Genomic DNA, 13,052 nt, shown 5'->3' with positions numbered 1-13,052 from the left:
AGATGAGATTTCCCATAGCGTCAAGCTAGTAAGATCCCTGAAAGATGATCAGGTTGATAGGTCAGAGGTGGAAGCGTGGCGACATGTGGAGCTGACTGATACTAATCGATCGAGGACTTAACCAAATAGAAAAGCGGAGGCGACTGTTCAACTTCGAGAGACGTTGGAGGGCTGGCACTGCAAATCCCGGTTTTGGATTTGTAGGGACGGACCGAAACGGCCGAGAAGTTAGGAGCCGAAGCTAGACAAGTCATTTACTGGCGAACTCGTTTTTACACTACTTCTTCTGCATTATCTAGTTTTGAGGGAATGAACCCTTTGTTTTATTCTTTGAACATAATTTGAGTAACATGGCACTTTGAAAGTCTGCTCCTGCGCCAAAGCTTATTCGAGGAAGCTGTTGTTCAGCTCGTCGCAAGCCAGCAGGGAAGATAGTTCAGTGTAGTAGGCTCGGTAACAATGGCGAGATGGTCACACCCGTTCCCATCCCGAACACGGAAGTTAAGCTTCTCAGCGCCGATGGTAGTTGGGGCGAAAGCCCCTGTGAGAGTAGGACGTTGCCGGGCATATTAAAAGACAACCTAAATAAGGGTTGTCTTTTTTGTGGTTTTAAAAGGGTAATTGGCTTTAAAAAAGGGGCATCGCGGATATATTGGAATTATGCGCAGATATATTTAATTTATCGCAGATAAAATCAAATTAACGCAGATATATCCAAGATGATCGCAGATATAGGCTGAAACACCGCGGATATAATTTTTTAACTCCAAATTGGTAAAAAAGGATACCCGATTTTCCCCTTTAAATTGCTTCAATCGACCTTTTTGGAGTAAAAACAGGCTCTTTTAGCCAGGAAACCGCCCGGAATTTTATTCAGATTTATGTTGGCTAACAGTCTCATTAAGTAATCGGTTATTTTCCAAACCATTTTCACTAAAGGCATTGTCATTATTTAAACCATTCTTAATACTTGCATGGTCCAAATTATTATCTCTTCCTGGAGAGTTGCCTCGTTTGTTATTTGTAGTATTTGTCATCCGTCTTCATCCTTTCTTTTAAATCGTACATAGAAATAATGATATTTAGCTTTTTAGATTTCCTCTAGTCCATCGATTGGGACCAATCGACTTTCATCATGCGTCCCTCTTTGAGAAACTAATGCCATGCTGGTGGCAGTTTCGATGCTTTCAATCCAAACGGGAATGCCGTGATAGTTAACCAAAATTTCTTCTTCAGATGCGAGTATCTCTTTTATCCTATTTAGGTTCATTTGGTTCACCTCAATGATATTATCCCAAACTTACACAACATTATAAGTGGACTCACTTATCGGAATTTTAGAAGAGGAAGGTTTCCATTTACTATAAAAAAAAGCAGACTCGTTTGGCCTGCTTCCTTTTAGTTTTTCGGAAGAAACTCACCTATTTCGCCCGAAATGATTGATGTGTCCCAAGGATGCCAATAATACGTGTTTCCGTCAAACTGCAGGTCATATTTATAGGCAATCGGTTCATCGGTGTAAAAGACCATCTCGTAATAAATAGGATCACTGTTTCCTGTATTAGGCTGGAAAGTCGGCGTTTCCTTGCTGGTATTTAAAAGTTCTAAAAACCTTTTCACTTCGTCGGGTATATTGATATCCGCTATTTTTTCTGCGCCATTAGGTGTGTAGGCAAGAAAAATTTCGATTCGATTTACTTTCTCGATCGGCATATCCTTAAAGTGCCATTTGAATTCAGTTTCTTCTCTTGAAAAATAGACGCGATACCCGTTAATATCGCGGGGAGAATTAACGGCAATCAATTGTGGATAGCCCTTAATCCTGTATATTTCTGTTCCTTTTTCATGAAATGCTGCGTCGCCATTGCGAATCTTATAATTGGGATTCGAAACATTGTCAGCAACCCTAAACTTAACTTCGCCAATCTTTTCACCAATGTACTTTGTGTCAGCCAAAGCTCCGGTATATATTCCATCGTAAGTCGCGCCGTCCCATTTAATAAAATCTACCCAATCAATGATGGCGTTTCCGCCAAATAGCGAAGAGCGACAACCTGTTAAAAAGATAACCAACAATAGGAAGACACTCCATTTTTTCACGTGGCAGCACCCCCTTTTTAGGTTAGACGGAGTTTTTACAAAGGATTGCCCCGACCATAGATCCTTAACCTCTGTTTCTTTATACGTTACTTATCTTTCATTTTCCTTCTTTTTATCGGGAAGTTATACTGATACTAAAAGTATGACTAGGAGTGTTAAACATGTTAAGCAACATAGATATTTGCACAAGCTTCATTGAGAAGGCCAAAAACATCGTCGTTCTGACAGGTGCGGGAATAAGTACAGAATCGGGAATTAGGGATTTCCGTTCCAAAACAGGGGTATATCAGCTGGCCCCTGAAACCATTCTTTCGCTCGACTATTTTTACCGACATCCGAAGGAGTTTTATCAATTTGCAATCGAGAATCTATATCATCCGGATGCCAAGCCAAACTGCGGTCATGAAATCCTGGCAAAATGGGAGGAGCAGGGTAGGGTACCGCATATTATTACCCAGAACATTGATGGTCTTCATCAAAAGGCCGGCAGCAAAAATGTCATTGAGTTTCATGGAACCATGAAAACCGCCTCATGCCTGCACTGTGGAAAAATATACTCAGCCGAGGATATGATTTCACGGATGCAAACAAGTGAGGACTTTTATGTTTGCGCCAATTGTAATACAAAAAGGGTAGAAGATCGTTTTATTAAGCCAGATGTAGTTTTATTCGGGGATGCTGGAGAGTGGTTTTCAGTCCAAGGGTTCAATACGATTCTTCGTCATATCGAGGAGGCCGATTGTCTATTGGTGCTGGGCACAAGCCTGAAGGTCACGCCCTTCTCGACCTTCCCGCAATATCGGGAGCGCGGCGTCCCCATGGTCATCATTAATAAAGGCGATACACCTTACAATCATGCTGATGGAACCTATGTCATTCAGGATTCCATTGGAAAAACATTGACGGAAATCGATAAGCATCTAAACGAAGGATCAATATCTTAGAGAGAGATGAAGTTGTATGAGGGTTATTGGCATTGATTTATCTGGACCAAGCAATCACAAGGATACAGTATTAACGATTTTCGAAAAACAAGAGGGTCAATTAATTTTTATTAAGCTGTTAAGCGATATCAGCGATAGGGAGATATTAAACGAAATTCACTCTCAAAGTCGGTTGGATGAGGTGGTAGTAGGAATCGACGCCCCACTATCCTATCAAGACGGCGGAGGAGACAGACCAGGTGATAAAGCATTAAGGAAGTTTATTGTTTCATTGGGGATGAGGTCTGGATCGATCATGACACCGACAATGACCAAAATGGTCTATCTGACTTTGAGGGGGATTAGGCTTAGTAGGGAAATTGAAAATATGAGAACCTCGAATCCGGCATCTATCGTGGAAGTGCATCCGGGTGCCGTAATTGGGTCACGGCTTTCACGGGAGGACTTTGAGCATGTTTTACATTACAAACAAAACGTCACGGCAAGGTCTTTTATAAAAAATTGGTTTGAGGAACAGAACCTAAGGCATCTTCCTGATTTTATCGAAAAAGAAAGTCATTTTATTGATGCCTGTGCGGCTGCTTTGGGAGCCTGGCACTGGAAGGAGTTAAAACCGAGATGGCTGTTTCCAGCTGAACTGCCACTTCATCCTTTTGATTATTGTTGTTAGGCTCCGTTTGAATTTTATACCAGCTGATTTTTTCCTAAATAAGCCACGCGAAGAAAATAAGATAACCAAAAGGCATGAATCGATAAGAGATTTGTGCCTTTTTTTATGACTTTGATATGACCTTTAAGTGACAAAGTGCACTCTAATTCCGTGACTTTTATTTCCTATTATCAAACTATCAAGAAAAAGGAGATGGAAATCATGTTTAAGAATTTAAGTTCATTAGCAAAGAGTATGATTTATACGGTTATTGTCATCGCTTTGGCTGGCCTGTTTTCGCAATTGCCGGGAATCAGCGGGGAAGTGTATATGTTCTCACCAGTTATTACGGTGCTGATCATGATGTTTATTGTCACCCGTGATGGGTACAGTAAATCGGGATGGGTACCACTTGGGGTCCATAAGCTTGGGCTGAAAAAATGGGGATTTGCGTTCGTTGCTCCAGTTGTTGTTCATCTGGTTGGATATAGTATTCTATGGGTTACGGGGATAGGGGAAATCACAACTGCCAACCTAAAAGGCATGAGCCCGGTTACCATGATCATGGCGACGATCCCAATGCTGTTGATCTACACTGTTACTTTTTCACTCTTTGAGGAAATCGGCTGGCGCGGCTATCTTCTCCCACATTTGCAGCGCCTTGGCAATATTCGTGCGCTAGTCCTGTCTGGATTCATTCATGGCTGCTGGCACCTGCCGCTCATCCTGCTTACCGACGTTTACCATGCCGAAGGAAGCGGTTGGGTGGTATTCCCGCTATTTCTTGTATCATTAACGATTGTCGGAATTTTAATTGGGCATGTACGAATGGCTACAAATAGTGTTTGGCCGGCTGCCATAATCCATGCTGTCCACAACGTGGCTTGGGCCCGCTTTAGATTAGTTACTGAAAGTGATTCTTCGTACGCGGAAATCCTGACAGGAGACACTGGAATCGTTCAGCTGATTCTTTACGGAGCTGTTGCTGTTCTTATTATCAGGAATATGAGAAAGGGATCACAGTTTGTCAACCGGAATATGAATGATTTTTCGAAATAGTAAGACTTTAATGCAATGGGTAGTTTATATTATTCTAATAGGTAATATATGGTATAATGAAAGAAAAAAAGGGTAGGGTGACCTCTATGGTGTTCAAAAGGACTCTCAACCGAAATGTATTGCTGATATTGCTTCTGTTTGTGTTAGCAGCAAATTATACTTTGTATCATACTGCATTTGGAAACCTGACTTTACCGGAAAATACGAATATAATGGTAGTGGCTTCCATGATTGATTTGGCCCTGATTGCCCCGTTATTATTTTTGGGTTGGAAACGAAAGTTGAATTGGAAAAACCTCTTTTTGGGGATTGCCGGCGGCCTGGTTTTGGTCCGATTCCTCATTCCGATGGAGTATTTAGCTCCATTTGAAGCGATCACTTGGTTCGGGTTTGCCGTTGAAGGCGGGTTTCTCCTGCTGGAGATTTTGGTTCTCGTGTCTTTGTTTCAATATATGCCGAACATCGTCCGTTCCGTAAAGGAAAGTTCGCTGCCGGTGCTGTATTCTTTTTCAACAGCCGTAGAAAAGCAAGTCAAGTCCTACCAGATTATACGCGTTATTTGCTCTGAGATGCTCATGTTCTACTACGCTTTTACAACCTGGCGAAAGAAACCGCCAGTCGGTCCTACTATGTTTACCTTGCATCAAAAATCCAGTTTAATTGCGTTTCAAATCATGCTGATTCATGCGACTGTGCTTGAAATGGTTGGACTGCACTGGTTATTTCATGATAAGTCAGTAGTATTATCGATTATTATGCTGGTCCTTAACGTCTATACGGTTATTTTCTTTTTGGGCGACATTCAGGCTGTGCGCCACAATCCGTTGGTGGTGTCAGAGGAAAACATTTATGTTTCGCTTGGTTTAATGAAGCGCATGAAAATCAATTTGTCCGACATTGAGGAAATCATCGAAGAACCAGAGCAATTAAAACAAAAGCTTTCCAAAGATACTATCGATTTCATTGCGCGAGATATGGAAGAAGTCCATCCGGATGTTATTTTAAAATTAAAGCAGCCTGTCGAAGCGACTTTGATTATGGGAATGAAAAAACAGGTTTCAAAAGTGGCGATTCGCGTCGACGATCCGATGAGATTTAAACAGGTTTTAAAAGATAAAATGGAAAATAGGTAAATGAATTTGCTGCCAGGGGGAGACCTTCTGGCATTTTTTTGTGTGTGTAAGGTAAAGCCTTCATTGATTAATCTCGATATGAGATTAAATCTATATAAAACGAATATTGTTTAGATTAAAAGTAATGACATATGATGAAAATCATCAAAGGTTAAAGGTTATGATTTTTTCAGAGAGAGGGATGCATCATGTGCGGTATTACAGGTTGGGTTGACTGGAGACAGGATCTCACGAAACAGCAAGACACCATTAGAAAGATGACGGAAACCCTAAGCAAGCGGGGGCCGGACGACTCCGATATTTGGTCCGCCACGCAAGTGGCACTTGCTCACAAACGGTTAGTTGTCGTCGACCCCACTGGAGGCAAACAGCCGATGACCAAATTGAAAAACGGGCATCCCTATACGATGGTTTATAACGGTGAACTTTACAATACGGAAGATATTCGCAAGGAGTTGCTGAAGAGTGGGCATCATTTTGAGTCACACTCCGACACAGAAGTGTTGTTGACGGCTTATATAGAGTGGGGCGAACACTGTGTTGACCACCTGAATGGCATTTACGCATTTGCCATTTGGGACCATTCCAAACAAAAGCTGTTTATGGCCAGGGACCGCCTTGGTGTCAAACCGCTTTTTTATAAGGAAGGAAATGGCTCGCTGCTGTTCGCGTCGGAATTAATAGCCATCCTCGCTCATCCGTTAGTAAGGACAGAGGTCAACCGGGAAGGGCTGCAGGAGATTCTTGCATTAGGGCCATCGCGAACACCGGGCCACGGAGTGTTCCGAGGCATCGACGAACTTCGACCCGCTCACGTCCTTATCTATGATAAAAATGGGGCCAGAATCAGAAGGTACTGGAATGTCGAAAGCAAAGAGCATCCTCATTCACTATCTGAAACCATTGATCAGGTAAAATTTCTGGTTAAAGATGCAGTTGAGCGCCAATTGGTGGCGGATGTTCCGGTTTGCACATTTTTGTCAGGCGGAGTTGATTCCAGTGCCATCAGCGCAATTGCCAGTGACTATTTCAAAAAGGAAGGGCGGGGTACTCTTCATACGTATTCCATCGATTATGAACGAAATGATGAATTTTTCAAAGCGACATCGTTTCAGCCCGACCAAGATAAACCGTGGATTGAAAAAATGCAGCAATTTTTAGGGTCGATTCATCACTCAGAGGTGATTGATAACAACGAGCTAATCGGTCGCTTAGAGGATGCCGTTTCGGTTAGAGATCTGCCGGGAATGGCCGATGTGGATTCCTCCCTGTTGTGGTTTTGCGAGCGGATCAAGCAGGACTATACAGTCGCGTTGTCGGGTGAATGCGCCGATGAAATATTTGGCGGCTACCCTTGGTTTTATCGTGAGGAACTTCTGGAAAGAGAAGGTTTTCCATGGATGCAATCCTTGGAGGAACGGCAGCAGTTGCTAAACCCTTCTTGGAAGCAGAAACTACATTTAAAATCTTATGCTATGGACCGATATCAAGAAACGCTGCGAGAGGTCCCGAAGCTTGATGGAGAAACCTCATTGGAAGCTCGGCGCCGCGAAATGTTTTATCTTAATATGGCTTGGTTTATGGCATCATTGTTGGAGCGAAAGGACCGCATGAGCATGGGGGCAAGTCTGGAGGTTCGCGTCCCGTTTGCAGACCATCGTCTTGTCGAATATGCCTGGAATATTCCGTGGGACATGAAAATGCTGAATGGCCGCGAGAAGGGACTTTTGCGAAAGGCTCTGGAGGGTGTGCTTCCCGATGATGTCCTTTACCGGAAAAAGAGCCCCTATCCCAAAACCCATCACCCTGAATATACCAATCTCGTAAAAAATAAGCTCAGCGACATCCTTGACCAAAAATCTTCCCCAATCCTTGAATTGGTTTCCAAACAGAAGCTCAAAGACATTATCGATTCCAACGGCTCATCGTTTAAAACTCCATGGTTCGGGCAGTTGATGACCGGTCCGCAGCTGCTGGCTTATTTTGTTCAATTAAACAGCTGGCTCGAGCAGTATAAGGTTAACATCCTGGACAATTAACGTGTGAGCACCAGGCCGTACCCAGTCTTGCGATAAAATCCAACGAATTAAAAACTGGTTTCTCAATTAAATTAATACTATAATGACCTCACGGGATAAACTATTTAGAATATTGCAACCAATCCTTTGGAGGTTAAAATGGAAATAGCTAAAAGAAGCCAGCAGATTGCGGATACACCGGTATGGAAACATATTGGCATGGAAATAAAGAAGTCGATTCCGGGTTATTCAGAAGTGGAGCTAAAAATTACACAACAGTTGCTGCAAATCCATGGAAGCGTTCATGGCGGAATCCAGGCTACATTAATCGACGCTGCGGTTGGCACAGCTTTAACGCCAATGCTCGAGGAACATGAGGCTGCGTCAACAGTGGAATTGAAAACTAACTTTTTAAGGCCAGGAAAGGGTGAAAAACTAATCTGCAAAGGAAGGATCAAACATAAAGGCAGAAATCTTGTTCTTGGCGAGGCGGAAATTGTTAATGATATGGGAAAATTAATTGCTTCTGGAACTGCAACTTATATGATTTTCAGAAATTAATAAAAAGCCTTCTCAAATTATTCTGAGAAGGTTCTAAATCCATCTAATGTGAATCGTTTATTTTATTCATTTTTTCTTCAAATACCGTTTATCCTGCATAAAAAGACTCCAAAAGTAGAAGAAACCTGGGAAAAGGATGGCGAAACCGACAATATAGGTGATAAACACTACTCGGAATGAGTAGGGGTCGGTAAACGCAGAGTGTATCGTGACATTTGGGTATACAATGTAAGGCAAATGGGCTTTTCCGTAAACATAGCTAGCCACCAAATATTGTGCAGTCGCGGCTATCACTGTTAGCCGCGGCATACCTCTGACGCCTTTTGCAAAAGGGTTCGGAAAATACAGCCCCACACCAACTAAAAGAAAAAACCCTAGAGATACCCATAATAGCGGCATATTATCAATCATTCGATTGTACAACCAAGCAGCCTCATATTTTAATGTCAACATAATTAGAAATGCCATTAGCAAAGAAATCGGACCAAGAATTCGCCCATCGCGCAAGTAGACCTGATAGGCGTCCATCTCATCCGAGACTTTAGAATAATCGGCTAGCAGCAATGATGAGAGAAATAGGCTGCTGCTGATGGCAAAACCGACAAAAGCATATTCGTTTGGACTGGTAAATAATTTAACCATATTTAACGTTGCATTTCCATCTCCATATTCAATATAATGGCCGTGGGTAATGGGCAGGACACTGATTAACAGACCAGGAATGATAATGCCTGTGATCCCAGATATATACGTTAACGGTTTTTTGTATTCCGGTATCGCATTAGAAAAAACAAGAAATGCACTTCTAAGGGCCAGCAGCAGCAGGATTATGCTTCCAGGGATAAGCAGGATCGTTCCAAGTGTATAGGTGGCCTTGGGAAACAAGCTCACTAAGGCAACAACGAGCGCTACAATAAAGGTGTTGGTCACCTCCCAAGTTGGTGACAGATACCTGTTCGCAATGTTTGTTGCTCGCGTCCTTTCGTGATTGATGTAAAACATCGACCAAAATCCAGCGCCAAAATCCATGGTAGCCATGACCGCGTATATGAAAACGAACCCCCACAGAACGGTAATCGCAATCAGAGCATCAGGCATATCGCTTTACCCCCTTATGTATTTGTACTGTATAATTCTCCATTTTTACGTTCCGCCCGCTTTAAATCATCCACTTCGGAATTTTTCCTGAAGTAATAGAGCAGGACAAATACAACTGCAGCTGCCAAAATGAAATAAACACCGCTAAATAATATGAACAAGGTGCCCATGCCCTTTGAGGTAGTAGCGGCTTCTGCTGTCGTTAAGATCCGGTAAATCACCCATGGCTGCCGTCCGGTACAGGCAAATATCCAGCCAAATTCAATGGCCAGAACCGAAAGGGGGCCCGTCGAAACCAGAATCCAAAGTAACCATTTTGGATTATGACGTCTTTTTAAAATCCGTTTCCAGCCTAATACAAGAAGTGGAATCAGAATTAGCAGGGAACCAATTGCCACCATCCCGTTAAACAGAGTATGGATAAATAATGGCGGCCATTCCTCTTCCGGAAAGTCATGTAGTCCTTTTACGACTGTGTCAAAACTGTTATCTGCTAAAAAGCTTAAGGCCCAGGGAATTTCAATTGCCCATTTCACTTCTTCCGTTTCCCGGTCGGTGAACCCTCCAATCGCCAGAGGCGCGTGCGATTGGGTTTCAAACAATCCCTCTGCCGCCGCCAGTTTTTCCGGCTGGTAACGATGCAAATATTGAGCGGAGGTATGACCGCTTATGGCGGTCAGGAACGCAAAGATACAACCGACCGTGAGTCCGAGTGTTAAGGCTTTTTGATGAAAAAGATAAATTCGGGAGCCAAACGAATTTTTCAACATTTTAAAAGAAGCTACAGAAGCTACGACAAATGCTCCAACCACATACGCCGATACGCCGACATGCCAAGCAGAAACATAGAAGCTTGGATTAAAAAAGGCAGCCCATGGATTAATATCAAGGAATTTTCCGTCTTCATAACGGAAGCCCGCTGGAGTCCCTTGGAAGGCATGTACGTTTGTAATCAACACGGCAGATGCAAGGGCACCGAGTGCAACCAGCACCAGACTTACGATCCGCAACCAAGGGGGAATTCTCTCTGCTGCGTAGACATAGATAGACATAAATAGTGCTTCCACAAAGAATGCATAAATTTCAATTTGGAATGGCAGCGGCATAACCCGGCCGATTACTTCCATAAATCCAGGCCATAACAAGGATAATTGCACGCCGGCAATGGTCCCGGTGGGGATTCCAACACCAAGCAAAACGGCAAATGTCTTTGTCCATCTTTTGGCCATAACTACATAATCTTGATCTTTTGTTCTTTGATACAGCAGCTCTGCTGTTAGAATCATTAATGGCAACCCGACACCGATTGTTGCAAAAATAATATGAAATGCCATCGTAGTCCCAAAGAGGGATCGGGCGATTAGGATATCATCCATTATTCATTAGTCCTTTCCAGGGTAGTCAGTAACACACAACGAAATTAGTTTTCCTTTCCACAGCTTGAAATATTCTCCAAAAAAAGCTTTCTAGGAGACCGTCCTAGAAAGCTTTTTCAATTTTTTATTAAAAAATGAACAGAAAACCTCATTACTGTCGTCTAATTTTAAAAATACCAAAATGTGCAATCGTTTGTGGGGTGGTTTACATATGAAACAGGTTTTAAAGCTGCCAGTAAGGCTTGTTCTGATGATAATGGGATTTGTCATCATGATGAATCTATATATCCTATTCTTTGGAAAAAAATTACTAAATTTGAATCTGGAACCTTTTTGGAATTCCCTCCTAACGGATGTTCAATTCCTGCTTCATTTTAAGGAATCAACTAACCTTGGAATTTTTCAAGGGCTAAACCTAGTTGATGGCTACCGTTATTCCATGTCGATTCTGATTTTGTGCCTTCTCGTTGTCATTATTGCGGGACTCTTGCTTGCTTTTTGCGTCATGATGGCTCCAAGAAAAATCAGAAACTCTATTAAGAAATTAATCAATATATTTGAGGGGATTCCTGATTTATTGGTCATTTTCCTATTTATGTTTTTCGTGATTACCCTTTACCAGAAAACAGGGTTGAAATTTTTGCAGCTTTATGGGGTGTTTGGTAATCGGCCTTATTTTGTGCCGACCGTCACCATTTCGTTTCTGCCGACTCTTTTATTTGTCCAGTTTTTGATCAAAATTTTGGAGGAGGAGGAGAATCAAATTTATGTGTTATTCGGAAAGGCAAAAGGGGTTGGACGGATTAAGCTTCTTTTTGGTTATCTCGTTCCCAATACCCTACCGCTGGTGATTTTACAGCTGCGAACAAGCATTTGGATCATCCTTTCCAATATTTATTTAATCGAATTTATGTTTAATATACCAGGGTTTACCAAAGCTTTTGAATTTCTTCTATTTAGAGGTGGGAATATTGCGGCTCTTGCCCTTTGCCTTTTATTATTTACATTGCCTTTGCTTTTGTTCGAAGCACTAGGATATTTTGTTTCGAAGCGTATCGCCGGAAAGGAGAAGTTCACGATATGATTGGATATAAAAAAACCATCATCGGATCAGCGATATTGCTGTTTTTATTAGTTGCCAGCATCTTGTATCCCGCTTATGGACCAGCAGATTTTAATAAAAATGTCATGATTACGGATGAGCAGGGAAAGGTGATTGGAAAGGCTCCGTTTCCGCCCTCATTAGAGCACCCATTTGGAACTGACCGAAATGGCCAGGATATGCATTTACTATTCCTATACGGGGCGAAGTTTACTTTGATTACGGCGTTTGGAGTCGCCTTGCTAAGAGTTTTGTTCGGAGGTATGTTGGGACTTTTCATGTCTATATGGGCTCCTTCCCTTAAAAACGTATTTAAAGACTTTTTTATGACGATGAGATATATCCCTTCGATTTTCTTAGGTCTTGCCTTAATGTGGCCCGTCATTGGTGCAGTTGAAGGTGTACCGATTTCTTCAGTTGTTTCCTTTCAGATCATCATGTTGGTTTTTATTGGAATTCCAACGGTTACGATATTTTCATCTGATGTTACAGAACAATTATTATCTCAATCATTTGTTCAAAGCTCCTACCTTATGGGTGCGAGTAAATTTCATATTTTAAGAAAACAATTAATGCCTTATATTCGTTCATATGGAATATTATTATTGGTCCAGCAGCTATTAAGCACATTGCAACTCATAATGCATCTCGGAATATTTGGGGTATTCCTTGGCGGTCAAACGGCGGGCGGAATTGTCGGTTATGACGAGCCTCCAAAACCAGCCTCCTTATCCAATGAATGGGCTGGGCTGATTGGGCAAAATTTATTCGATTTTAACAGGGCACCGTGGACTATTTTTGTGCCGATTTTAGGGTTTTTTATCGTCATTTTTATCGTTAATAGTATTAAAAAAGAGCTAGAAGAAAACATGCAGGGGGAACTGCAATGGGTCAAATCCCGCAAGAAAAAAGAGACCGCGCCAAAGGACGGCCGTATGACAGTAAAAGGGGAATTTGAATTGATCAATAAGGAACAATCTAGGGGCTATTTATAGAAAAATAGAAAAGGGGA

13 protein-coding genes and 2 rRNA genes are annotated in these 13,052 nt (G+C 42.1%); 10 read left to right on the top strand and 5 right to left on the bottom strand.

What is annotated here, in order from left to right:
• Both M3234_RS07565 and rrf read left to right on the top strand, forming a co-directional pair.
• Positions 1–125: ribosomal RNA gene (locus tag M3234_RS07565) — 23S ribosomal RNA — on the top strand; the annotation flags it as partial.
• Between the two features lie 324 nt (positions 126–449).
• A 5S ribosomal RNA gene (rrf, locus tag M3234_RS07560) occupies positions 450–566 on the top strand.
• 303 nt (positions 567–869) lie between these two features.
• On the opposite strand, the gene M3234_RS07555 is transcribed toward rrf, so the two are convergent.
• The 3 genes from M3234_RS07555 to M3234_RS07545 form a co-directional block, all read right to left on the bottom strand.
• Positions 870–1,037, bottom strand: a complete 168-nt coding sequence (locus M3234_RS07555; RefSeq protein ID WP_262304110.1) for a hypothetical protein — start codon at positions 1,035–1,037, stop codon at positions 870–872.
• 53 nt (positions 1,038–1,090) lie between these two features.
• Positions 1,091–1,270: an H-type small acid-soluble spore protein gene (locus M3234_RS07550; protein WP_262304109.1), complete on the bottom strand. Its 180-nt coding sequence runs from the start codon at positions 1,268–1,270 to the stop codon at positions 1,091–1,093.
• A 128-nt stretch (positions 1,271–1,398) separates the two neighbouring features.
• Positions 1,399–2,100: a hypothetical protein gene (locus M3234_RS07545; RefSeq protein ID WP_262304108.1), complete on the bottom strand. Its 702-nt coding sequence runs from the start codon at positions 2,098–2,100 to the stop codon at positions 1,399–1,401.
• 161 nt (positions 2,101–2,261) lie between these two features.
• Here M3234_RS07545 and M3234_RS07540 point away from each other — a divergent pair, with 161 nt between their 5' ends.
• The 6 genes from M3234_RS07540 to M3234_RS07515 all read left to right on the top strand — a co-directional run bounded on the left by M3234_RS07540 (position 2,262) and on the right by M3234_RS07515 (position 8,464).
• Positions 2,262–3,044 carry an NAD-dependent protein deacylase gene (locus M3234_RS07540; RefSeq protein WP_262304107.1) on the top strand — a complete coding sequence of 261 codons (783 nt, stop codon included), beginning with the start codon at positions 2,262–2,264 and terminating at the stop codon, positions 3,042–3,044.
• Positions 3,045–3,060: 16 nt separating this feature from the next.
• Positions 3,061–3,714, top strand: coding sequence for a DUF429 domain-containing protein (locus M3234_RS07535; protein WP_262304106.1), 654 nt, complete (start codon positions 3,061–3,063; stop codon positions 3,712–3,714).
• Between the two features lie 201 nt (positions 3,715–3,915).
• Entirely contained in the window at positions 3,916–4,752 is an 837-nt protein-coding gene (locus M3234_RS07530; protein WP_262304105.1) for a type II CAAX endopeptidase family protein, read from the top strand.
• Between the two features lie 86 nt (positions 4,753–4,838).
• Positions 4,839–5,885 carry a beta-carotene 15,15'-monooxygenase gene (locus M3234_RS07525; protein WP_262304104.1) on the top strand — a complete coding sequence of 349 codons (1,047 nt, stop codon included), beginning with the start codon at positions 4,839–4,841 and terminating at the stop codon, positions 5,883–5,885.
• Between the two features lie 188 nt (positions 5,886–6,073).
• The gene (asnB, locus tag M3234_RS07520) at positions 6,074–7,924 is read left to right on the top strand and encodes an asparagine synthase (glutamine-hydrolyzing) (protein WP_262304103.1); all 1,851 of its coding nucleotides are present in this window, start codon (positions 6,074–6,076) and stop codon (positions 7,922–7,924) included.
• Between the two features lie 138 nt (positions 7,925–8,062).
• Complete coding sequence (locus M3234_RS07515) at positions 8,063–8,464, top strand: PaaI family thioesterase (RefSeq protein ID WP_262304102.1); 402 nt, start codon at positions 8,063–8,065, stop codon at positions 8,462–8,464.
• A 66-nt stretch (positions 8,465–8,530) separates the two neighbouring features.
• On the opposite strand, the gene M3234_RS07510 is transcribed toward M3234_RS07515, so the two are convergent.
• Complete coding sequence (locus tag M3234_RS07510) at positions 8,531–9,562, bottom strand: cytochrome d ubiquinol oxidase subunit II (protein ID WP_262304101.1); 1,032 nt, start codon at positions 9,560–9,562, stop codon at positions 8,531–8,533.
• A gap of 14 nt (positions 9,563–9,576) precedes the next feature.
• Positions 9,577–10,938: a cytochrome ubiquinol oxidase subunit I gene (locus M3234_RS07505; RefSeq protein WP_262304100.1), complete on the bottom strand. Its 1,362-nt coding sequence runs from the start codon at positions 10,936–10,938 to the stop codon at positions 9,577–9,579.
• A 211-nt stretch (positions 10,939–11,149) separates the two neighbouring features.
• Between M3234_RS07505 and M3234_RS07500 the strand changes: the two genes are divergently transcribed.
• A complete protein-coding gene (locus M3234_RS07500) occupies positions 11,150–12,022 on the top strand; it encodes an ABC transporter permease subunit (protein WP_262304099.1) in 873 nt (290 codons plus the stop codon).
• Positions 12,019–13,035, top strand: coding sequence for an ABC transporter permease (locus M3234_RS07495; RefSeq protein WP_262304098.1), 1,017 nt, complete (start codon positions 12,019–12,021; stop codon positions 13,033–13,035). Before M3234_RS07500 ends, M3234_RS07495 begins: the two co-directional genes overlap by 4 nt.
• The last annotated feature ends 17 nt before the right edge of the window (positions 13,036–13,052 follow it).

Source organism: Neobacillus niacini (assembly GCF_023715785.1).
GTDB classification, from domain to species: Bacteria; Bacillota; Bacilli; order Bacillales; family Cytobacillaceae; genus Neobacillus; species Neobacillus niacini_E.
The sequence above is the reverse complement of the archived record's forward strand: the minus strand, read 5'-3'. Positions and strand labels throughout refer to the sequence as shown.

Bases quoted from the DNA above. Each gene is read 5' to 3' on its own strand.
- M3234_RS07500 (WP_262304099.1), top strand. From the start codon at position 11,150: ATGAAACAGGTTTTAAAGCTGCCAGTAAGGCTTGTTCTGATGATAATG.
- M3234_RS07510 (WP_262304101.1), bottom strand. From the start codon at position 9,562: ATGCCTGATGCTCTGATTGCGATTACCGTTCTGTGGGGGTTCGTTTTC.
- M3234_RS07525 (WP_262304104.1), top strand. From the start codon at position 4,839: ATGGTGTTCAAAAGGACTCTCAACCGAAATGTATTGCTGATATTGCTT.
- M3234_RS07495 (WP_262304098.1), top strand. From the start codon at position 12,019: ATGATTGGATATAAAAAAACCATCATCGGATCAGCGATATTGCTGTTT.
- M3234_RS07505 (WP_262304100.1), bottom strand. From the start codon at position 10,938: ATGGATGATATCCTAATCGCCCGATCCCTCTTTGGGACTACGATGGCA.
- M3234_RS07530 (WP_262304105.1), top strand. From the start codon at position 3,916: ATGTTTAAGAATTTAAGTTCATTAGCAAAGAGTATGATTTATACGGTT.
- M3234_RS07555 (WP_262304110.1), bottom strand. From the start codon at position 1,037: ATGACAAATACTACAAATAACAAACGAGGCAACTCTCCAGGAAGAGAT.
- M3234_RS07540 (WP_262304107.1), top strand. From the start codon at position 2,262: ATGTTAAGCAACATAGATATTTGCACAAGCTTCATTGAGAAGGCCAAA.
- M3234_RS07515 (WP_262304102.1), top strand. From the start codon at position 8,063: ATGGAAATAGCTAAAAGAAGCCAGCAGATTGCGGATACACCGGTATGG.
- M3234_RS07535 (WP_262304106.1), top strand. From the start codon at position 3,061: ATGAGGGTTATTGGCATTGATTTATCTGGACCAAGCAATCACAAGGAT.
- asnB (WP_262304103.1), top strand. From the start codon at position 6,074: ATGTGCGGTATTACAGGTTGGGTTGACTGGAGACAGGATCTCACGAAA.
- M3234_RS07550 (WP_262304109.1), bottom strand. From the start codon at position 1,270: ATGAACCTAAATAGGATAAAAGAGATACTCGCATCTGAAGAAGAAATT.